Raw genomic sequence first — 19425 nt, 5'->3', positions numbered from 1 at the left:
CATCTCAGCCGCTGTCCCCCGATGCGCGTCCGTCGTCGCACGAGCACACTGGCCTCGTGGAGCCGACCGACGAGACACGAGACACCGAGACGCCGCCGGGGTGGGTGCTCCGTACCCCGACGCAGCCGAGCGAGGTCTGGTTGCTCCCGCTCCTCGCCGCGGTCCTCGCGGCGGGGCTGATCGTCGGCGGCGTGGTGCTCGGCGACGCGGTGGCTGCCATCACGGGGATCACCGTGGGAACGTGCATCGCCGTCGGAGCGGTCGCCCTGGCGGTGGCGGGCCACACGGCGTACACCGAGCAGAACCGGGCAGCCTCGTGGCGACTGCACGTGGTCAACGTGGTCGTCGGATCCGGCTCGCTGCTGGTCGTCGCGCTCGGCAGCCTGGTGAGCGGCGTCCTCTTCGGGGTCGTAGCCGGCAGCCTGGTGACCGCCGTCCGGGTCGTCCACACTGCCAGGACGGTGTCGTGGATCGACCGCGTCGCACTCGGGGTGGTGTCGTCGGCGCTCGCTGTCGGCGCTGCGGTCTTGGTGGTCCTCGGTCTCACGGTCACCGGCATCCCGTCGCACCGGGTCGCGGTGTGGGTGGGCGCCGGGTGGCTGGTCGCGGTCGTCGCGGCGGTGGTCGCCGTCGTCCAGTTCCGGGCGGCGGCGCGCACACCGCGTGACTGAGACGCCCGACGACGGCCGGGGCGCCAGCCCTCGCCGTCAGCGCCCCGCGCCGAACCGCGTCGTCACGCCCGGCGAGTACAACACCGAGTCCGGCGGCAGCTCCGTCAGCGCGAACGGCAGCCCGGCGGCGCCGACCAGGTCGTCCCGCAACGACACCACCGATGCCCGGTGCAGCGCCCAGGTGTCGTGCTCGTTCGGCCAGAACCGTGTCGCCCCGGCACGGTGCACGTGCATGCCCCACCGCGCCGTGAGGAACGTCTCGAGCGCCGTCGGCTCCGTGATCACCGGCCCGACGCGCACGTCGAGCGCCGACCGCAGGTGCGTCCCGTGCCGCCGCATCGCGTAGCCCACCCGGCCGTCCGTCTTCCGCACGGCGGCGTCCGCCCACCGGTACGGCAGCCCGGTCGCGACGCGCGCTCCGAGGGTCGGCAGGAGCTTCCCGGCGTCGAGCGAGAGGAACACGACCCCGCGCTGCCCCTGCTCGTCCACCGTGTAGACGCGGACGTTCACCTCGACGAAGTCGCCGATGCGTCCGGTCCGGCCGAGTGGTCCGAGCGGCGGGAACCGGGTGTCCTCGAAGCGGAAGGCGATGAGGCCGACCCACGTGGTCACGCCATCGTCGGTGCCGTCGACGGCCATCGTGTCGGGGCGGGTCCCGGCGGGCAGGAGCGGGGCGACGGCCGACACGTCCACCCGCCAGTGCAGGAAGACGACGTCCAGCCAGTCCTGGGAGATCCAGGGACGGCCGGGCAGTCCGGGGGCGACGGATGCAACGGCCGGGAGGCTCGGTGCGGCTCCGGTGGGACGGCCGCCGGTCATGCGATGGTCGCGTCGTCGATGTGGGTCGCCACGGGCGATTCGTCCCACCCCTGCTGCGGGGTGTCGCAGGTCCCGCGGAACACGTACTGCGACGGGCGCTTCCGCTCGCTCGACGTCCAGTCGATCGCCGGACGTCGACGCTCGGGCGGCAGGTACCCGATCCGGTACACGGCCATCAGCTCGAGCTCCGGCGGCACCCGGAGCAGCCCCTCGATCTCCTCCCATGCACCGGGGGTCTCCATCGGGAAGGACACGAACTGGATGCCGAGGCCGAGCTCGGTGGTCGCGAGCCAGATGTTCTCCATCGCGGCGCCCATGCTGAACACGGAGTAGAAGCCGGAGAGCTCTTCCTTCCGGTACTCGTGCCGGTCGAGCATCACCCCGAGCAGCAGCGGCGACCCGGCGACGAGCTTCCGGTTCTCCTCGCCGAGCGTCTGCGGGACCCGCAGCGTGTTCATCAGCATCTGCCCGCGCTTGGTGAACACCTGCTTCGTGAACGGCTTCAACGGCCCGGGCAGCTTGTCGAAGAGCATGCCGTCACGGCGCTCGTCCATCTCCGCCTGGCTGAACCGGAAGTACGGCTTGTAGCGCTGGAAGAACGTGCCCTCGGCCATCGTGCGGGTCATCGATCGCGCGCTGATCTCCGCGACCCGCTCGATCGTCGGTCGCTCCTCGACCAGGACGAAGCGCCACGGCTGGCTGTTCAGCTGCGAGGGTGCCCGGCCGGCGAGTTCGACGAGGAGCCGTTGGTGCTCCTCGGACACGGGATCGGGCAGGAACGCCCCGTTCGTCGTCCGCCGGCGTCGGATGGCCTCGAAGAGCTCCACTGCTGTCCTCCCACGGGTCAGCGCCGGAACAGCAGCGCCCCGAGGTAGGACGGCGCGGCGGCGACCGCGACTCTCCAGTGTGCTCCGGTCCGCGGGTTCGTGCGCGGAGCCATCGCCAGCGGCACGAGTGCCGGCAGCAGGAACAGCGCCGACCTCGACCTGGTCCAGAGCGGGGTCGTGGCGGCGGCCCCGGTGAGCGTCGCCGTCACGACGAACAGTCCGTGGTGGACGACCCGCAGCTTCTTCGTGCGGATGAGCCGGACGGCCACGGCCGTGCCCCAGAGGCAGTTCGCGACGTAGGCGGCGGACGCAGCGGTGACCATCCGGCGGGCAGTCGGCGATCCGACGGGAGGCATGGCGAGCCTCCCGGCTGTCTCCTTGCGTCCCATGGACGCGAACCTACGCGCCGGTGGTTCCGGCAGACTGCAACGAACGACTCGAAGGGGATCGCATGCGCGTCACACCGAAGGTCTGGATCGGCATCGCCGCCCTGATCGGGTACATCGTCCTGGTGGTCGTGATCCAGGCGGCGAGCGGCATCGACTACACGGCGTGGGGAGACTCGGCGCACGACCTGTTCTTCGGTGCGGACGTGTCGCTGATCGTCGCCGCGGTCGCGGTGGCGGTCACCGTGTCCCTGCTGGGCTGGTGGGGGCCGGTTCTCCGTGAACGACACCGCAGCCCGCACCGCTGGACGTTGCTCGCGCCGATCCTGATGGCGGTGATCGCCGTCGTGGGCCTCGCGTTCGCGGACTGGGGTGCCGTCGGCGGGGCGTTCCTCGCTGCGGCCCTCGTCCTGCTCCTGGTCGGGTTCACCGAGGAGGTCGTGGCACGGGGGATCCTCCTGGTGGCGCTGCGGTCGCGGCTGTCCGAGGTGTGGGTGTGGCTGATCACGTCGGTGCTGTTCGGTGTGATGCACATGAGCAACGTGTTCCTGGGGCAGGCGGTCGGCCCGACGCTCGTGCAGGTCGTCTTCGCGTTCTCGGCCGGGTCGGTCTTCTACGTCCTGCGACGGACGACCGGGTCCCTGATCCCGGCGATGGTGCTGCACGCCGTGTGGGACTTCACCCAGTTCGTCGGCGGGGTCGGCGAGCGTTCGGCGGTCGCCGACTTCGCGCAGGGCGTGTACGTCGGGGTGGCTCTGCTCGGCGTCGTGTGCGCTGTGGTCGTCGCGATGGGCGCCGATGAGCGTTCCGGGTTCCGGACCTCAGGCGGACTCGCGGGACACCAGGCGTGACAGCACGATCGCGCTGCGGGTGTGGTCGACCTGGGGTGCCAGCCTGACCCGGTCGAGTGCTTCCTCGAGCGCGGGGAGGTCCTTGGAGCGCATGTGCACCACCGCGTCGGCGCTACCGGTCACCGTTCCGGCGTCCACGACCTCGGGCACGGAGTCGAGCAGCGCGCGGAGTTCGTCGGGGGAGACGGTGCCGCGGCAGTAGAGCTCGACCCAGGCCTCGGTGCCCCGGTCCTCGACCGCGGGGTCGACCTTGATCGTGAAGCCCCGGATGACACCGTCGGCGACGAGACGGTCGACCCGTCGCTTGACGGCGGAGGCGGAGAGTCCGACGACGGATCCGATGTCGCCGTAGCCGGCGCGTGCGTTGTCCCGGAGCTGATCCAGGATGCGGTGGTCGAGCGAATCCATTGGGACCCATCGTACGCGGGGTTCTTGCGAGGACGTCGGGTCCAACGCACGAAATGTGCGCGCTTCCCTGCTGCGGTGAGCGCGGCGGAATCCATAGACTGGCCACGGCGTCGACCTGGTCCGCCGTGGAACACGGTGAGTGAGCCTGCATCTCACCGAGATCGCTCCAGGTGGTTCCTGGCAGGCTCGGGCCCGAAGTCCCAGGAGGACTCCCGTGTCGACCCAAGCCACGTCGAACCCCGCAGCCGCCACCACGACGGCTCCCACTCGCACCGCCACCAAGCGCACGATCCTGATGTGCAAGCCGGACTTCTACACGGTGAGCTACCGGATCAACCCGTGGATGCACCCCGAGGACCCCACGGACACCGCGAAGGCAGTCGCCCAGTGGCAGGAACTCCACGACGTCTACCAGGGGCTCGGGTTCGAGATCCACCTGATCGACCCGATCCAGGGCCTCCCGGACATGGTCTACGCGGCGAACGGCGGCTTCGTGCTCGACGGTGTCGCGTACGGCGCGAAGTTCCAGTACCCGGAGCGCCAGCCCGAGGGCCCCGCGTACATGGACTGGTTCCGGGGCGCCGGCCTGCAGGTCGCCGAGCCCGTCGAGACGAACGAGGGCGAGGGCGACTTCCTGCTCGTCGGCGACGTCATCCTCGCCGGCACCGGCTTCCGCTCCGACAGCACCTCGCACGAGGAGATCGCGAAGGTCTACGGCCGCGACGTCATCACGCTGAAGCTGATCAACCCGAGCTTCTACCACCTGGACACCGCGATCGCCGTGCTCGACCCGGAGCCCGACGCGGACGGCCGCAGCAACATCGCCTACCTCGAGAGTGCCTTCGACGAGCCGTCGCTGGCGATCCTCCGCGAGCGCTTCCCCGACGCGATCATCGCGACGGAAGAGGACGCGGCCATCCTCGGCCTGAACTCCTACTCCGACGGGTACAACGTCGTCATCGCCGCGCGCGCGACCACCTTCGCGGAGCAGCTCCGCGCGAAGGGCTACAACCCGATCGGCGTCGACCTCTCCGAGCTCCTGCTCGGCGGCGGCGGCGTGAAGTGCTGCACGCTCGACCTGCACCCGGTCGGCACCGGCAACTCCGTGGCGCGGTCCTGATGACCACCGCGACCGGCGCGGGCACCGGGCTCGGTGCGGCGACCGCCGCAGCGCTCGCCGTCGAGGACCGCTCGCTGGCGCACAACTACAGCCCGCTGCCCGTCGTCATCGCCTCCGGTGACGGCGCGTGGGTGACGGACGTCGACGGCAAGCGGTACCTGGACGGCCTCGCGGCGTACTCCGCCGTGAACTTCGGCCACGGCAACGCCCGGCTGGTCGCTGCTGCGAAGGCACAGCTCGACCGGGTGACCCTGACGAGCCGCGCGTTCGTGAACGACCAGCTCGGCCCGTTCGCGTCGAGCCTGGCGGAGCTCACCGGCACCGAGATGGTGCTGCCGATGAACACCGGCGCGGAAGCGGTCGAGTCCGCGATCAAGGTGTCGCGGGCGTGGGGCTACCGGGTGAAGGGCGTCCCCGCCGACCGGGCCACGATCATCGTGGCGAGCGGGAACTTCCACGGCCGGACGACGACGATCATCTCGTTCTCCGACGACCCGGACGCCAAGGACGACTTCGGCCCGTACACGCCGGGCTTCCGCACGGTGCCGTACGGCGACGCGGACGCGCTCCGTGCCGCGATGGACGACACCGTCGTCGCGGTCCTGCTCGAGCCCATCCAGGGCGAGGGCGGCGTCGTGATCCCGCCGGCGTCCTACCTGCCGGCCGTGCGGGAGATCTGCGACGAGTTCGGTGCGCTGTTCGTCGCTGACGAGATCCAGTCCGGGCTCGGACGCACCGGCCACACCCTCGCGGTGTCGCGGGTCGGCGTCCGCCCCGACCTGATCACGCTCGGCAAGGCGCTCGGCGGTGGCATCGTCCCGGTGTCGGCCGTCGTCGGTTCCGCTGCGGTGCTCGGTGTCCTCCGTCCGGGCGAGCACGGTTCCACGTTCGGGGGCAACCCGCTCGCCGCGGCCGTCGGTGCTGAGGTCGTGACGATGCTCGGCGAGGGCACGTTCCAGCAGCGTGCACTCGACGGTGAACCGGTCCTCCAGGGGCTCCTCGACGGACTCATCGGCCACGGGGTCGTCGAGCACCGGGTCGCCGGGCTCTGGGCGGGCATCGACATCGACCCGGCCATCGGGACCGGCAAGGAGATCGCGAAGGGACTCGCCGAGCGCGGGGTCCTCGTGAAGGACACCCACGGGTCGACGATCCGCTTCGCGCCGCCCCTCGTCGTCACCGATGACGAGATCGCGATGGCGATCGAGGCACTCGGCGCGGTCCTCCGCGACCGCAGCTGATTCGCCGGACCGGCACCGGGCCTCCCGGCCGTCCGCTGTCGGTGTCGGGTGGACCCGCACAACCAAAACCGGCTCGCACCACGTGATCACGTGGTGCGAGCCGGTTTGCGTTGTGCGTCGACGGGTCGAACCGCAGGCCGCGGGCCGCGCCCGCGCGTCAGACCGCCCAGCGCTCCGCGAGCTGGTCCATCAGCGCATCGAGCCGCTCGTCGACGACCTGCTCCTCCGGGTGCGCCTCGAACCACGCGATGACCTCGCGGACGCCCTGCCGGTACGGCGTGCGCGGGTGGTACCAGGGCACGAGCGACCGGATCTTGCTGTTGTCGAAGACGGAGCTGTTCGCCTTGTCGCCGAGCAGTGCTGCACCCCAGTCCGCGTCCACGGCGTTGATCGCGTCGGCGGGGACGTGCACGATGCGCAGGTCCTCGACCCCGGCCGCTGCGGCGATCTCGTGCGCGATGGCGTTCCACGTGGGGGCCTCGTCGCTCGTGATCGTGAACGCCTCCCCGATCGCCTCGGCCCGGTCGAGCAGCCCCGTGAACCCGACCGCGAAGTCGCGGCTGTGGGTGAGCGTCCACAGGCTCGTGCCGTCGCCGGTGATGATGACGGGCTTCCCGGCGCGCATCCGTGCGATCGCCGTCCACCCACCCGTCAGCGGCAGCTTGGTCTCGTCGTAGGTGTGCGACGGGCGGACGATCGTCACCGGGAAGTCCTGCTCCCGGTACGCCTGCATGAGGAGGTCCTCGCACGCGATCTTGTCCCGCGAGTACTGCCAGAACGGGTTCTTCAGCGGCGTCGACTCCGTGATCGGCAGGTGGGTCGGCGGGGTCTGGTACGCCGAGGCCGAGCTGATGAACACGTACTGGTTCGTCCGGCCGGCGAAGAAGTCGATGTCCGCCTGCACCTGGTCGGGCGTGAAGGCCACCCAGTTCACCACCGTGTCGAAGTGGCGGTCGCCGAGTGCGTCCGCCAGGGCGCTGCGGTCGGACACGTCGGCCTGGAGGCGCGTCACACCCTCCGGGATCGGCCTGCCCCCGGTGGTCCCGCGGTTCAGGACCGTGACCTCCAGTCCCTGCCGGGTCGCCTCGGTGACACAGGCGGCGCTGATCACGCCGCTCCCGCCGATGAACAGGACGCTCGCTCCGTTGCTCGTCATTCCTCCACGTAACCACCTTCCGGCGGGGCTAGCGTCCATGGAGACGCCGCACCGATGCGGCACGGGAGGAACACCGCACATGGAGTACCGCTACCTCGGGAACTCGGGCCTCAAGGTCTCCGAGATCACCTACGGCAACTGGCTGACCCACGCGTCCCAGGTCGAGAACGACGCCGCGATCGCCTGCGTCCGGGCGGCCCTCGACGTCGGCATCTCGACGTTCGACACCGCCGACGTGTACGCGAACACCGGAGCCGAGACCGTCCTCGGCGAAGCGCTCAAGGGTGAACGGCGCCAGTCGCTGGAGATCGCGACGAAGGTCTTCGGACCCACCGGTCCGAAGGGCCACAACGACACCGGGCTGTCCCGGAAGCACATCCTCGAGTCCATCGACGGGTCGCTCGGGCGGCTGCAGACCGACTACGTCGACCTGTACCAGGCACACCGCTTCGACCACGAGACCCCGCTCGAAGAGACCATGCAGGCCTTCGCCGACGTCGTCCGCGCGGGCAAGGTCCTGTACGTCGGCGTCTCGGAGTGGACCGCCGAGCAGCTCCGTGCCGGCGCCGCGCTGGCGAAGGACCTCGGCTTCCAGCTCATCTCGAACCAGCCGCAGTACTCCGCGCTGTGGCGGGTCATCGAGGAAGAGGTCGTCCCCACCTCGAAGGAACTCGGGATCTCCCAGATCGTCTGGTCGCCGATCGCCCAGGGCGTGCTCACCGGGAAGTACAAGCCCGGGCAGCCGCTGCCCGAGGGCTCGCGTGCCACCGACGACAAGGGCGGCGCGGACATGATCAAGCGGTTCATGCGCGACGAGGTGCTGTCCGCCGTGCAGGAGCTCGAGCCGATCGCGAAGGAGCTGGACCTCTCGATGGCGCAGCTCGCCGTGGCGTGGGTGCTGCAGAACGAGAACGTGGCATCGGCGATCATCGGCGCATCGCGGCCGGAGCAGGTGCACGACAACGCCGGCGCTGCCGGCGTGACGATCCCGGCGGAGCTGCTCTCACGCATCGACGACGCGCTCGGGGGCGTCGTCGAGCGGGACCCGGCGAAGACGAACGACAGCAGCCCGAAGACCCGCGAGGCCTGACGGCCGCGGCGCCGCGCCGCACGGGCTGGAGTTCGCACAACCGAAACCGCTTCGCACCACGGACGTCGGCGGTGCCAGGTGGTTTCGGTTGTGCGGAGGTGAACCGCACCACCGATGCGGCAGTGCCTCGGCACCGGCGCGAGCGCGGCTCGGCGCGAGCGCGGCCCGGCGCGAGCGCGGCGCGGCTCGGCGTGCACCCACCGCAGAAACGGCGAAGGCCCCTCACTCGCGTGAGGGGCCTTTCACCGTGGCTGGACACGGCATCGATCCGTGGACCTTTCGATTTTCAGTCGAACGCTCTACCAACTGAGCTATCCAGCCGTGGCGACCCTGACGGGACTTGAACCCGCGACCTCCGCCGTGACAGGGCGGCACGCTAACCAACTGCGCTACAGGGCCATATTGACTTGCATCCGGTGTTGCTCTGTTCCTGCTTGCTGTCTCACGAGGAGTGACCCCAACGGGATTCGAACCCGTGCTGCCGCCGTGAAAGGGCGGTGTCCTAGGCCACTAAACGATGGGGCCGCAAGCAGTACATCGCTGCACCGGAGGTCAAGCATACGGAAGCCCTGCGCGGATGACAAATCGGCGTGCCCGCACCGGCTCCGCCCGGCGTGTCGCAGGTCCGGGAACACGGCGCGCGGGCTTCACTCACGGTGGAGGAGTCCCTCCGATTCTGCGCCGTCGGTGTTCGAGTGCGAGCATCGTCGTCGGTCCGTGTCCCTCGTGCGAGGGGCTGCCCCGGTCCGGCACCTGTTGTTACTGTTGCGTCTGTTAACAGTGTTACGTGCGTGAGCCTTGCCGCGCTGTTACGAAATCGAGATGTATGTCGACCTCACCATCGCAGTCCCTCAGGCCCCGCCGCCGCGTGATCGCCGCCGCGGTGGCTGTCGTGCTCACTGCAGGGGCCATCGCCGCGTTCGCGCCCGCTGAGCAGGCATCCGCGGCGAGCTACCCGAGCTGGAGCGACGTGCAGGCCGCGAAGGCGTCCGAGTCCGCCCAGCAGGACAAGGTCACCGAGATCAAGAGCCTCATCTCGGACCTGACGACCGAGGCCGCGGCGAAGCAGAAGTCCGCCGCCGCAGCGGGAACGGCGTACCAGACGGCGCAGACGAACTTCGACGAGGCGACGCTCAAGCAGCAGAAGCTGCAGGAGCAGGCCGACGCGGCCGAGAAGACCGCGGCGCAGTCCGAGGAGCAGGCCGGCCAGCTCGCCGCCCAGCTCGGTCGTGCGAGCTCGAACGACGTCACGACGGACCTCCTCACGCACCCGACGAACTCCGGTGACCTGCTGTACGAGCTCGGCGCGATGTCGAAGCTCACGGAGCAGGCCGACGGCATCTACTCGCAGGCGACGCAGGACCGGGGGACGGCGCAGGCCCTCGCGGACAAGTCGGCCGTCGCGAAGAAGGCCCTCGGCGCCCTCGCGGACGCCGCGCAGCAGAAGATGCAGGCCGCGCAGTCCGCTGCCGAGGCCGCGCAGACCGCGGTGGACGCCCAGAACGACAACCAGGCGCGACTCGAGGCGCAGCTGACCCTGCTCACCTCGAACGCGACGAACGTCGAGGCGAAGTACAACAAGGGCGTGGCGGTGGAGAAGGCGCGCCAGGCGGCCCTCGCCAAGGCCCGTGCAGCCGCCGCCGCGAAGGCCGCTGCTGCCGCTGCCCCGAGCGGCGGTTCCGGCGCCGGCTCCAACGGCTCCGGTGGCGGCACCCCGAACTCCTCCGGCTGGGTCCGCCCGAGCGCCGGCTACCAGACCAGCCCCTACGGCTACCGCGTCGACCCGTACACGGGTGCGCACGCCCTGCACGCTGGTGTCGACCTGGCGCCGGCCTGCTACTCGCCGATCTACGCGGCGCACTCCGGCACCGTGACCTTCGCGGGCAACGGCGGCGGCTACGGCAACGAGGTCGTGCTCGACAACGGCGGCGGCATCTCCACCGCCTACGGGCACATCGTCGACGGCGGGATCATGGTCGCCGCCGGCCAGCACGTCTCCGCCGGGCAGCAGATCGCCCAGGTCGGTTCGACCGGGTGGTCCACCGGGTGCCACCTCCACTTCGAGACCCGGGTGAACGGCGCAGCCGTCGACCCGGTCCCCTTCATGGCAGCGCGGGGGATCTCGGTATGACCGTGTGCGCGCCCGAGAGGCCCTGACACCACATGAAGAAGCCTGCGCGTTCCCTCGCCTGCGGCATCGCCACCGTCTCGTTGCTCGGCATCGGGCTCTCGGTGGGGATCGCGGGACCGGCAGGGGCGACCCCCGCTGCGGCCCCGTCGTGGGCTGACGTGCAGGCGGCGAAGGCCGACCAGGCGGAGAAGCAGCAGACGGTCGACGAGCTCGCCTCGCGGCTGTCCTCGCTGCAGGACGACGCCGACGCGGCCGGCATCGTGGTGCAGCAGGCGGGCCAGACGTACGCGCTGGCAGCGTCGAAGCAGCAGGAGGCGCAGTCGACGCTCGACGACCTGACCGCGCAGGCCAAGCGTGCGAAGACCGCGGCCGACGAGTCGGCAGGGCAGGTCGCGGCGCTCGTGGTCGAGCTCTCCCGCACCGGCGGCGGGGACCTGTCGACGAGCATGCTCGTGGACTCCGCCGACGCGAAGGACCTGCTGTACCAGGTCGGCACGATGTCGCACCTCTCCGAGCGCTCGGCGACGGTGCTGGCGCAGGCGAAGGCCGACCAGAAGACGGTCGACTCGCTCGCGGCGCAGAAGAGCCAGGCGGCGAAGGCACTGACGAAGGCGACCGACGCCACGAAGACCGCCCTCGACTCGGCGAACGACACCGCGGCCGCCGCGAACGGCAAGCTCGCGGCCGGGCAGGAGCAGCAGGACGAGGTGCTCGAGCAGCTCGCCTACCTCAAGGGCACGACCGTCGCGACGGAGAGCGCGTACTACACGGAGCAGCGCGCGAAGCAGGCCGAGGCCGAACTCGCGGCGCAGGCCACGACCGACGACGGTGGGGCGAGCAGCGGCGGGGCGACCACCGGCAGCACGACGACCACCACGACGAAGCCGTCGACCAGTGGCGGCGGCACGACGACCACGACCAAGCCGTCGACCACGACGACGAAGCCGTCCACGACGACCACGAAGCCGTCCACCACGTCCCCCACGACGTCGAAGCCCGCCACGACGACGCCCGTCGCCCCGGCGAAGCCGAGCACGCCCGTCACGACCACGCCCTCGAAGCCGGTCACCACGACCCCGACCGCACCGAGCACCCCGTCCAAGGCCGCCGGTGCCATCGCGTACGCCCGTGCCCAGCTCGGCAAGGCGTACGTCCTCGGCGGCGCGGGCCCGAACACGTGGGACTGCTCCGGCCTGGTGATGATGGCCTACAACTCGCAGGGCATCGCGACCGGCGGGCACAACGTCGTGTGGCAGTACAACTACTTCAGGTCGATCGGCCGGCTCGTGCCGCTCTCGCAGCGCCAGGCGGGTGACATCCTCTTCTACTCGTCGAACGGAACCGCTTCAGGTGGTTACCACGACTCGATCTACACCGGCGGCGGGATGATGGTCGAGGCTGCTCGACCGGGTGTCGGCGTCGTCGAGCGGGCCGTCTGGACCCCGAGCCAGCTCCTGCCCTACGTGGCACGCCCCTCCGGCTCCCTGTAGCGGGAACGCGGAACGGCCCGGCCCCACCAGGGACCGGGCCGTTCGGCGTCAGCGCGGAAGCCGCGGACGAAGCAGACGCAGCGGAAGCGTCAGCAGCGTCAGTGACCGGCGGGCACGTACGCGGCCTGGCCGGCCGTGACGATCGCCTCGGCCTCGGCGGCGTCGCCCCAGCCCTCGGCCTTGACCCACTTGTTCGGCTCGAGGTCCTTGTAGCGCTCGAAGAAGTGCGCGATCTCGGCCTTCGTCTGCTCGTCGACGTCGGAGATGTCCTGGATGTGCGCCCAGCGCGGGTCCTTCGCGGGGACCACGAGGACCTTCGCGTCGTTGCCGGCCTCGTCGCTCATCTTGAAGACGCCGACCGGGCGGACCTTGACGCCGACGCCCGGGAAGGTCGGGTACTCGAGCAGCAGGAGCGCGTCCACGGGGTCACCGTCGTCCGCGAGGGTCTTCTCGAAGAACCCGTAGTCGGTCGGGTACACGAACGACGTGAACAGCACGCGGTCGAGGTACACGCGACCGGTCTCGTGGTCCACCTCGTACTTGTTGCGGCTGCCCTTGGGGATCTCGACGACGACGTCGTACGCGGCCATGGTTGCACTCCTGGTTTGTCGATGGGTCTGTCGGTGGTTCCGAAAGCGCGGCTAACGTTACCGGGTGAACTCTCCGCGTCCCCGGCTGGATCCCGCGGTCGCCGACATGCGTCGTGCGGTCCGTGACCTCCTGGCCCGTGCCCGCGACGACCAGGTCGTCGCCGACGGCGACCTCGTCCTCGTCGCACTCAGCGGCGGACCGGACTCGCTCGCGCTCGCGGCCGCCACCGCGTTCGAGGCACCGAAGCAGGGGCTCCGAGCCGGTGCTGTGGTCGTCGACCACGCACTCCAGGCGGGATCCGAGGCGGTCGCGACCCGAGCCTCCAGGCAGGCATCCGAACTGGGTCTCGACCCGGTGACCGTCCGACGCGTCGTCGTCGGCTCCGACGGCGGTCCGGAAGGCGCCGCCCGGGAGGCCCGGCACGCGTCCATCGCGGACGTCGCGTCCGCCACCGGGTCGCCCCTCGTGCTCCTCGGGCACACCCTGGACGACCAGGCCGAGACGGTGCTCCTCGGCCTGCTGCGCGGCAGCGGGCCGGACAGCCTGTCCGGCATGCAGCCGCTCGCGCGGCGCGAGGGCGGACCGGCGTACGGCCGACCGCTCCTGGCGGTGCGGCGGCACACCACCCGCCAGGCCTGCGCCGCAGCGGGGCTGGCGCCGTGGCACGACCCGCAGAACGAGGACCCGGCGTTCGCCCGGGTCCGGGTGCGCACCACGCTCATGCCGGTGCTGGAGCAGGAACTCGGCGCCGGGGTGCAGGAGGCGTTGGCACGCACGGCCGACCAGCTGCGTGAGGACTCCGCGGCGCTCGACCACTTCGCGGAGGAGATGGCCGAGGACCTCGCCGAGCACTCGGAAGCCGGGATCTCGCTGTCCGTGCGCGAGCTGCACGCGAACCCGCCGGCGCTCCGGCAGCGACTCGTGCGCCTCGCCGTGGAGAGCGAGTTCGGCGTGACGCTGTCCCGCGTCCAGACGCTCGAGGTCTGCCGGCTCGTCACCGACTGGGGCGGACAGGGGCCGATCGACCTGCCCGGTGTCCGGGCGTCCCGCGACGGTGACCGACTGTCCTTCGCTGCCGCGTAGGGCCGGTTAGGCTGGACCGGTGGAACTCTCCGACGTGCAGGACGACCTCTCCGAAGTGCTCTTCACCCCCGAGCAGATCGACGACAAGATCGCCGAACTCGCTGCGGCGGTCGATCGCGACTACGCCGACAAGGACCCGCTGCTCGTCGGCGTCCTCAAGGGCGCGGTCATGGTCATGGCGGACTTCTCCCGCCACCTGACGCTGCAGGCGAAGATGGACTGGATGGCGGTGTCGTCGTACGGCTCCGGCACGAAGTCCTCCGGCGTGGTGCGGATCCTCAAGGACCTCGACACCGACCTGCACGGCCGCGACGTCATCATCGTCGAGGACATCATCGACTCCGGCCTGACGCTGTCGTGGCTCAAGCAGAACCTCGAGTCCCGCGGTGCCGCGAGCGTCGAGATCGTCGCGCTGCTCCGCAAGCCCGAGGCCGCCAAGGTCGAGGTCGACGTGAAGTACGTCGGCTACGACATCCCGGACGAGTTCGTGGTCGGCTTCGGCCTGGACTACGACGAGCGCTACCGCAACCTGCGCGGCATCGGCGTCCTCGCGCCGCACATCTACTCCTAGTCGAACGGGGAGTTCGCCCGCAGAGGACACCCATTCTCGCCACAGAATCGCGGCCGTATGCTGATCAGCACGCAACTTCGGCAGAGAAAGGTGTCGGGCGCTCTGCCCGGATCACATGGACTTCAAGCGCATCCTCCGCGGGCCGTACATCTACGTGCTCATTGCGATCGTGGGGATCTGGATCGGGTGGGCCTTCATCAGCCAGTCCGGCACACAGCAGATCGACACGCAGAAGGGCCTCGAGCAGCTCTCTGACGGCAAGGTCTCCTCCGCGGTGGTGAACTCCACCGAGCAGCGCGTGGACCTCACCCTCAAGGACGGCGGCACCACCGAGCAGTTCTACTACTCGACCCCCCGTGGCACCGAGGTGGTCGAGGCGATCGCCAAGGCCGACCTGCCGAAGGGCTACAACGACACCGTCCAGCAGTCGAACTGGTTCGTCTCGCTGATCCTGACGCTCCTGCCGTTCCTGCTCATCCTCGGCCTGTTCTGGTTCCTCCTCTCGAGCGCCCAGGGTGGCGGCTCGAAGGTGATGCAGTTCGGCAAGTCCAAGGCGAAGATGAACAACAAGGAGAACCCGCAGGTCTCCTTCGCGGACGTCGCCGGTGCGGACGAGGCGATCGAAGAGCTCCACGAGATCAAGGAGTTCCTCAAGGAGCCGGCCAAGTTCCAGGCCGTCGGCGCCAAGATCCCGAAGGGCGTGCTGCTGTACGGCCCTCCCGGAACCGGCAAGACCCTGCTCGCGCGCGCCGTCGCCGGCGAAGCGGGCGTCCCCTTCTACTCGATCTCCGGTTCGGACTTCGTGGAGATGTTCGTCGGTGTCGGTGCGAGCCGTGTCCGTGACCTCTTCGAGCAGGCCAAGGCGAACTCGCCGGCCATCGTCTTCATCGACGAGATCGACGCCGTCGGTCGTCACCGCGGTGCCGGCATCGGCGGTGGCAACGACGAGCGCGAGCAGACGCTGAACCAGCTCCTCGTCGAGATGGACGGCTTCGACGGCAAGACGAACGTCATCCTGATCGCCGCGACGAACCGTCCCGACGTGCTCGACCCCGCCCTGCTCCGTCCGGGCCGCTTCGACCGTCAGATCGGTGTCGACGCACCCGGTCTCGCCGGTCGCAAGCAGATCCTCGAGGTGCACGCGAAGGGCAAGCCGCTCGCCGCGAGCGTCGACCTCGAGCTCCTCGCCCGCAAGACCCCGGGCTTCACGGGCGCCGACCTGGCGAACGTCCTGAACGAGGCGGCGCTCCTCACCGCCCGTTCGAACGCGCAGCTGATCGACAACCGTGCCCTCGACGAGGCCGTCGACCGCGTGATGGCGGGCCCGCAGCGCCGGACCCGGATCATGTCCGACCAGGAACGCCTCATCACGGCGTACCACGAGGGCGGTCACGCTCTCGCGGCAGCGGCGATGCGGCACACCGACCCGGTCACGAAGATCACGATCCTGCCGCGCGGCCGTGCCCTCGGCTACACGATGGTGCTCCCGCTCGAGGACAAGTACTCCGTGACGCGCAACGAGCTGCTCGACCAGCTCGCCTACGCCATGGGCGGCCGCGTCGCCGAGGAGATCGTCTTCCACGACCCGACCACGGGTGCGTCGAACGACATCGAGAAGGCCACCGGCACCGCCCGCAAGATGGTCACCGAGTACGGCATGAGCCGTGCGGTCGGGTCCGTCAAGCTCGGCGCCGGTTCCACGGAGCCCTTCGTCGGTCGTGACATGAGCGGTGGCACCGGGCGCGACTACTCGGAGAACATCGCCGAGACGGTCGACGCCGAGACCCGCGCCCTGCTCGAAGCCGCGCACGACGAGGCCTACCAGGTGCTCAACGACAACCGCGACATCCTCGACCGTCTGGCCGGCGAGCTCCTCGAGAAGGAGACCCTCGACGCCCCGGAGCTCGTGGAGATCTTCAAGGACGTCCGCAAGCTGCCCGAGCGCCCGCAGTGGCTCTCGAGCGACAAGCGGCCGGTCAGCAACCTCCCCGCGATCGACGTCCCGGGCAAGGCGGCGAACACCGCGTCCGAGTCGAACGACCGCGAGGCGTCGAAGACCCCGCGCCACCGTCCGTTCGGCAACCCGGGTATCGCCCCCGCGTAGGCCGGGATGACCGACCTCCCGACGAGACGGGACGGCCGCCTCGCCGCGACCGGCCGTCGCCGTGACCCGGGTGCGCTCCAGCGCGAGCGCACCCGGGTCATGGGCATCCTCAACGTCACCCCGGACTCGTTCTCGGACGGTGGCCTGCACGATGCGTACGACACCGCGCTCGCCCACGCCCGTGATTTGGTGGCCTCCGGCGCGGACATCGTCGACGTCGGTGGCGAGTCCACCCGGCCCGGTGCCGAGCGGGTCCCGCTCCAGGTGGAACAGGACCGCGTGCTGCCGGTCGTCCGGGAGCTCGTGGCCGAGGGCATCGCCGTGAGCGTCGACACCATGAACGCGTCCACTGCGGAGCGTGCGGTGGAGCTCGGCGCGGCGATCGTCAACGACGTCTCCGGCGGCCTGGCCGACCCGGACATGGCCCGCGTGGTCGCCTCCACCGGCACCGGCTTCGTGGTGATGCACTGGCGCGGCCACAGCGACCGGATGTACCGCGACGCCGTGTACGAGCACGCGGTGGAGGAGACCCGGCGCGAGGTGGAGATGCGCGTCGCCGAGCTCATCGTGCTCGGGGTCCGTCAGGAGCAGGTGGTCATCGACCCGGGGCTCGGCTTCGCGAAGCAGGGCGTGCAGAACTGGGAGATCCTCGCCGGGTACGAGCGCTTCGCCTCGATCGGGCTCCCCGTGCTCGTCGCCGCATCGCGGAAGCGCTTCCTCGAGGGCATCGGCAGCCCCGCGGGAGCCCCGCCGAAGGACCGCGACCTGGCCACGGCGGCCATCAGCCTGTTGTCAGCAGAGCGCGGCGCCTGGGGTGTCCGCGTGCACGACCCGGCGCCGACCCGCGCCGTGCTCGACGTGTGGGAAGCCTGGAGGGCAGCTCGATCGTGAACGACACCATCCGCCTCGTCGGGGTCCGTGCCCGCGGTCACCACGGCGTCTTCGACCACGAGCGTGCCGACGGCCAGGACTTCGTCGTCGACGTCGCCGTCGAGGTCGACGCCCGCGCGGCCTCCGGTCCGGACGACCTCGAGCAGACCGTCCACTACGGGGTACTCGCCGAGCAGGTCGTCGCCGAGATCGAACGCGATCCGGTGGACCTCATCGAGACCCTCGCCGAGCGGATCGCCGCCGCGGTGCTGACCCACCGGGCGGCGCTGGCGACCGAGGTCACCGTGCACAAGCCGCAGGCCCCGATCACGGTGCCGTTCACGGACGTCTCGATCACCATCCGCCGAGAGCGTGCCGCGGACGAGCCCGCGCGTGCCGCGGGCGAGGAGCCGGCGTGACCCGCGCCGTCGTCGCCCTCGGCGCGAACCTCGGCGACCGGGGCAGCACGCTCCGGGCCGCCGCGGCCGCCGTCGCCGCGATCCCCGGTGTCACCGCCGTCGGGTCGAGCCACGAGGTCGAGTCCGTCGCCCTCACACTGGACGGCCTCGACACGTCGAAGCCCCGGTACCGGAACGCCGTCGTGGTCCTCGACACGGTGCTCGCACCGCAGGAACTCCTCGACGCCCTGCACGTCGTGGAGGACACCCACGGCCGCACCCGGGAGGTCCGCTGGGGCGACCGGACGCTCGACCTCGACGTGATCACCTACGGGGACGAGCGCATCGACACCGAGACGCTCACCGTGCCGCACCCCCGGGCGCACGAGCGGGCCTTCGTCCTCGCGCCCTGGCTGGACGCCGACCCCGACGCGGTGCTGCCGGGTGCCGGACCGGTCGCCGACCTGCTGGCCGCACTCGGCGACGACACCGACCGCGTCGACGAGCCGCGCCTCCTCGACGACCCGACCCGAGCCTCCCGTCCGGACGTGACGGAAGCCGAGACCGACCCGACCACCGCCGGAACGGAACACGCCCCGTGAAGACCACCCGCGCCTCCACCCTCGTCAGCCTCGCCCTCGTGGCGGGCATCGCCGGCTTCGCCCTGAACGCGGCACTGGCCTCGCGCCAGGCGCCCGCGCTCATCCTGGTCACCCCGCTCGGCTTCACGCTGGCGTTCATCGGCATCGTCCTCATCGCCCTGGCGCTGCCGGTCCGCCGGCACGTTCGCGGCGGGGCCGACCGCCGGGTCGACCCGATCTACGCGACCCGCGTGGTGGTGCTCGCGAAGGCCTCGAGCATCTGCGGCGTCCTCTTCGGCGCGTTCGCCCTCGGGCTCCTCGTGTACCTCCTGACCCGCTCGGTGGTCCCTTCGCTAGGCTCGACCCTGCCGAGTGCCGTGGCGGTCGGCGGTGGGATCGTGCTGACCGTGTGCGCCCTCGTCGCCGAGCGCATGTGCATCGCTCCGCCGGACGACGACGACCGCGACGACCCGCGGAACGGCACCACGGTGAACTGACACAGCAGGAGGGCCCCGATGCCGCGCGAACGACTCGACGAGCCCGGCCTGGGGCTGACCGGCATCGCGTGGACCAGGGTGTCCGCGAAGCTGGTCTGGACCGAACTCATCACGACGGTGCTCGCCGGTGCGGTGGTGACGGTCGGGTGCGTGCTGATCGGGCTCGCGACCGGTGGCGTCGGCGAGACGACCGGCCTGGTCTGGACCCTGATCGCCACGGTCGTCGGGATCATCACGCTGATCACCGCGATCCTCACGCCGCGACGGGTCCGTGCGATCGGGTACGCCCTCCGCGACGACGACTTCGTGCTCCGGCGCGGGCTGATGTGGCAGCGCTTCACCGCCGTCCCCTACGGGCGCCTGCAGCTCGTCGACATCAACCGGGGCCCGCTCGACCGGGCGCTCGGGATGAGCGAGCTGAAGTTCGTGACCGCCGCCGCGTCGACGAACGTCCGCATCCCCGGGATCCCCGCCGAGCACGCCGACGAGCTCCGCGACCGGCTCGTCGAGCTCGCCGAGACCCGCCGCGCCGGGCTCTAG

General features: G+C 70.7%; 21 protein-coding genes and 3 tRNA genes. 15 read left to right on the top strand and 9 right to left on the bottom strand.

Going from position 1 to position 19425, the window contains the following annotated elements; translation table 11 throughout:
- Positions 1–56 precede the first annotated feature (56 nt).
- The gene (locus tag EDF27_RS03155) at positions 57–671 is read left to right on the top strand and encodes a hypothetical protein (RefSeq protein WP_132047297.1); all 615 of its coding nucleotides are present in this window, start codon (positions 57–59) and stop codon (positions 669–671) included.
- A 36-nt stretch (positions 672–707) separates the two neighbouring features.
- On the opposite strand, the gene EDF27_RS03150 is transcribed toward EDF27_RS03155, so the two are convergent.
- Genes EDF27_RS03150 through EDF27_RS03140 form a run of 3 tightly spaced genes read right to left on the bottom strand, consistent with a single transcriptional unit; the run spans position 708 to position 2706 of the window.
- Complete coding sequence (locus EDF27_RS03150; protein ID WP_132047295.1) at positions 708–1490, bottom strand: DUF2071 domain-containing protein; 783 nt, start codon at positions 1488–1490, stop codon at positions 708–710.
- Entirely contained in the window at positions 1487–2317 is an 831-nt protein-coding gene (locus EDF27_RS03145; RefSeq protein WP_132047293.1) for a nitroreductase family protein, read from the bottom strand. The genes EDF27_RS03150 and EDF27_RS03145 overlap by 4 nt, the downstream gene beginning before the upstream one ends.
- Positions 2318–2334: 17 nt before the next feature.
- Entirely contained in the window at positions 2335–2706 is a 372-nt protein-coding gene (locus EDF27_RS03140; protein WP_123655153.1) for a hypothetical protein, read from the bottom strand.
- 62 nt (positions 2707–2768) lie between these two features.
- On the opposite strand from EDF27_RS03140, the gene EDF27_RS03135 reads away from it, so the two are divergent.
- The gene (locus tag EDF27_RS03135; RefSeq protein WP_132047291.1) at positions 2769–3554 is read left to right on the top strand and encodes a CPBP family intramembrane glutamic endopeptidase; all 786 of its coding nucleotides are present in this window, start codon (positions 2769–2771) and stop codon (positions 3552–3554) included.
- On the opposite strand, the gene EDF27_RS03130 is transcribed toward EDF27_RS03135, so the two are convergent.
- Complete coding sequence (locus EDF27_RS03130; RefSeq protein WP_123655155.1) at positions 3525–3962, bottom strand: Lrp/AsnC family transcriptional regulator; 438 nt, start codon at positions 3960–3962, stop codon at positions 3525–3527. The two genes, EDF27_RS03135 and EDF27_RS03130, sit on opposite strands and share 30 nt — an antisense overlap.
- Before the next feature lie 214 nt (positions 3963–4176).
- Here EDF27_RS03130 and ddaH point away from each other — a divergent pair, with 214 nt between their 5' ends.
- Together ddaH and rocD are read left to right on the top strand one after the other, a co-directional pair.
- On the top strand, positions 4177–5082 hold the full coding sequence (gene ddaH, locus EDF27_RS03125) for a dimethylargininase (RefSeq protein ID WP_347812792.1): 906 nt from the start codon (positions 4177–4179) through the stop codon (positions 5080–5082).
- Entirely contained in the window at positions 5082–6323 is a 1242-nt protein-coding gene (gene rocD, locus EDF27_RS03120; protein WP_132047289.1) for an ornithine--oxo-acid transaminase, read from the top strand. Before ddaH ends, rocD begins: the two co-directional genes overlap by 1 nt.
- Before the next feature lie 157 nt (positions 6324–6480).
- Here the strand turns inward: rocD and EDF27_RS03115 are convergent, their stop codons facing one another.
- Positions 6481–7479, bottom strand: coding sequence for an NAD-dependent epimerase/dehydratase family protein (locus EDF27_RS03115; protein ID WP_132047287.1), 999 nt, complete (start codon positions 7477–7479; stop codon positions 6481–6483).
- 79 nt (positions 7480–7558) lie between these two features.
- On the opposite strand from EDF27_RS03115, the gene EDF27_RS03110 reads away from it, so the two are divergent.
- The gene (locus tag EDF27_RS03110; protein ID WP_123655158.1) at positions 7559–8569 is read left to right on the top strand and encodes an aldo/keto reductase family protein; all 1011 of its coding nucleotides are present in this window, start codon (positions 7559–7561) and stop codon (positions 8567–8569) included.
- Positions 8570–8817: 248 nt separating this feature from the next.
- On the opposite strand, the gene EDF27_RS03105 is transcribed toward EDF27_RS03110, so the two are convergent.
- The 3 genes from EDF27_RS03105 to EDF27_RS03095 form a co-directional block, all read right to left on the bottom strand.
- Positions 8818–8890, bottom strand: a tRNA-Phe gene (locus EDF27_RS03105).
- 1 nt (position 8891) lies between these two features.
- A tRNA-Asp gene (locus EDF27_RS03100) sits at positions 8892–8968 on the bottom strand.
- 53 nt (positions 8969–9021) lie between these two features.
- A tRNA-Glu gene (locus EDF27_RS03095) sits at positions 9022–9094 on the bottom strand.
- A 301-nt stretch (positions 9095–9395) separates the two neighbouring features.
- On the opposite strand from EDF27_RS03095, the gene EDF27_RS03090 reads away from it, so the two are divergent.
- Positions 9396–10700 carry a M23 family metallopeptidase gene (locus tag EDF27_RS03090; protein ID WP_132047285.1) on the top strand — a complete coding sequence of 435 codons (1305 nt, stop codon included), beginning with the start codon at positions 9396–9398 and terminating at the stop codon, positions 10698–10700.
- A 32-nt stretch (positions 10701–10732) separates the two neighbouring features.
- A complete protein-coding gene (locus tag EDF27_RS03085) occupies positions 10733–12190 on the top strand; it encodes an NlpC/P60 family protein (protein ID WP_132047283.1) in 1458 nt (485 codons plus the stop codon).
- Between the two features lie 98 nt (positions 12191–12288).
- Here the strand turns inward: EDF27_RS03085 and EDF27_RS03080 are convergent, their stop codons facing one another.
- Positions 12289–12780, bottom strand: a complete 492-nt coding sequence (locus EDF27_RS03080) for an inorganic diphosphatase (protein WP_070417329.1) — start codon at positions 12778–12780, stop codon at positions 12289–12291.
- A gap of 64 nt (positions 12781–12844) precedes the next feature.
- Between EDF27_RS03080 and tilS the strand changes: the two genes are divergently transcribed.
- The 8 genes from tilS to EDF27_RS03040 all read left to right on the top strand — a co-directional run bounded on the left by tilS (position 12845) and on the right by EDF27_RS03040 (position 19425).
- Positions 12845–13864 carry a tRNA lysidine(34) synthetase TilS gene (gene tilS / locus EDF27_RS03075; RefSeq protein ID WP_243698180.1) on the top strand — a complete coding sequence of 340 codons (1020 nt, stop codon included), beginning with the start codon at positions 12845–12847 and terminating at the stop codon, positions 13862–13864.
- Between the two features lie 19 nt (positions 13865–13883).
- The gene (hpt, locus tag EDF27_RS03070) at positions 13884–14435 is read left to right on the top strand and encodes a hypoxanthine phosphoribosyltransferase (RefSeq protein WP_123655162.1); all 552 of its coding nucleotides are present in this window, start codon (positions 13884–13886) and stop codon (positions 14433–14435) included.
- Positions 14436–14550: 115 nt separating this feature from the next.
- Complete coding sequence (ftsH, locus tag EDF27_RS03065; protein ID WP_123701090.1) at positions 14551–16539, top strand: ATP-dependent zinc metalloprotease FtsH; 1989 nt, start codon at positions 14551–14553, stop codon at positions 16537–16539.
- Positions 16540–16545: 6 nt separating this feature from the next.
- Positions 16546–17430 (top strand): dihydropteroate synthase, encoded by an 885-nt coding sequence (gene folP / locus EDF27_RS03060; protein ID WP_132047281.1) that lies wholly within the window; start codon positions 16546–16548, stop codon positions 17428–17430.
- A complete protein-coding gene (gene folB / locus EDF27_RS03055; RefSeq protein WP_132047279.1) occupies positions 17427–17828 on the top strand; it encodes a dihydroneopterin aldolase in 402 nt (133 codons plus the stop codon). Before folP ends, folB begins: the two co-directional genes overlap by 4 nt.
- Positions 17825–18409, top strand: a complete 585-nt coding sequence (gene folK, locus EDF27_RS03050) for a 2-amino-4-hydroxy-6-hydroxymethyldihydropteridine diphosphokinase (protein ID WP_123655166.1) — start codon at positions 17825–17827, stop codon at positions 18407–18409. Before folB ends, folK begins: the two co-directional genes overlap by 4 nt.
- A complete protein-coding gene (locus EDF27_RS03045) occupies positions 18406–18885 on the top strand; it encodes a DUF3180 domain-containing protein (RefSeq protein WP_123655167.1) in 480 nt (159 codons plus the stop codon). The genes folK and EDF27_RS03045 overlap by 4 nt, the downstream gene beginning before the upstream one ends.
- 18 nt (positions 18886–18903) lie before the next feature.
- Positions 18904–19425: a PH domain-containing protein gene (locus tag EDF27_RS03040; protein WP_123655168.1), complete on the top strand. Its 522-nt coding sequence runs from the start codon at positions 18904–18906 to the stop codon at positions 19423–19425.

Source organism: Curtobacterium sp. PhB136 (genome assembly GCF_004346855.1).
Lineage (GTDB): Bacteria > Actinomycetota > Actinomycetes > Actinomycetales > Microbacteriaceae > Curtobacterium.
This window is presented reverse-complemented; position numbering and strand designations above follow the sequence as displayed.

Bases quoted from the DNA above. Each gene is read 5' to 3' on its own strand.
- EDF27_RS03040 (WP_123655168.1), top strand. From the start codon at position 18,904: ATGCCGCGCGAACGACTCGACGAGCCCGGCCTGGGGCTGACCGGCATC.
- EDF27_RS03110 (WP_123655158.1), top strand. From the start codon at position 7,559: ATGGAGTACCGCTACCTCGGGAACTCGGGCCTCAAGGTCTCCGAGATC.
- EDF27_RS03140 (WP_123655153.1), bottom strand. From the start codon at position 2,706: ATGGGACGCAAGGAGACAGCCGGGAGGCTCGCCATGCCTCCCGTCGGA.
- folP (WP_132047281.1), top strand. From the start codon at position 16,546: ATGACCGACCTCCCGACGAGACGGGACGGCCGCCTCGCCGCGACCGGC.
- EDF27_RS03080 (WP_070417329.1), bottom strand. From the start codon at position 12,780: ATGGCCGCGTACGACGTCGTCGTCGAGATCCCCAAGGGCAGCCGCAAC.
- EDF27_RS03115 (WP_132047287.1), bottom strand. From the start codon at position 7,479: ATGACGAGCAACGGAGCGAGCGTCCTGTTCATCGGCGGGAGCGGCGTG.
- ftsH (WP_123701090.1), top strand. From the start codon at position 14,551: ATGGACTTCAAGCGCATCCTCCGCGGGCCGTACATCTACGTGCTCATT.
- EDF27_RS03085 (WP_132047283.1), top strand. From the start codon at position 10,733: ATGAAGAAGCCTGCGCGTTCCCTCGCCTGCGGCATCGCCACCGTCTCG.
- EDF27_RS03135 (WP_132047291.1), top strand. From the start codon at position 2,769: ATGCGCGTCACACCGAAGGTCTGGATCGGCATCGCCGCCCTGATCGGG.
- EDF27_RS03150 (WP_132047295.1), bottom strand. From the start codon at position 1,490: ATGACCGGCGGCCGTCCCACCGGAGCCGCACCGAGCCTCCCGGCCGTT.
- EDF27_RS03130 (WP_123655155.1), bottom strand. From the start codon at position 3,962: ATGGATTCGCTCGACCACCGCATCCTGGATCAGCTCCGGGACAACGCA.
- EDF27_RS03090 (WP_132047285.1), top strand. From the start codon at position 9,396: ATGTCGACCTCACCATCGCAGTCCCTCAGGCCCCGCCGCCGCGTGATC.
- rocD (WP_132047289.1), top strand. From the start codon at position 5,082: ATGACCACCGCGACCGGCGCGGGCACCGGGCTCGGTGCGGCGACCGCC.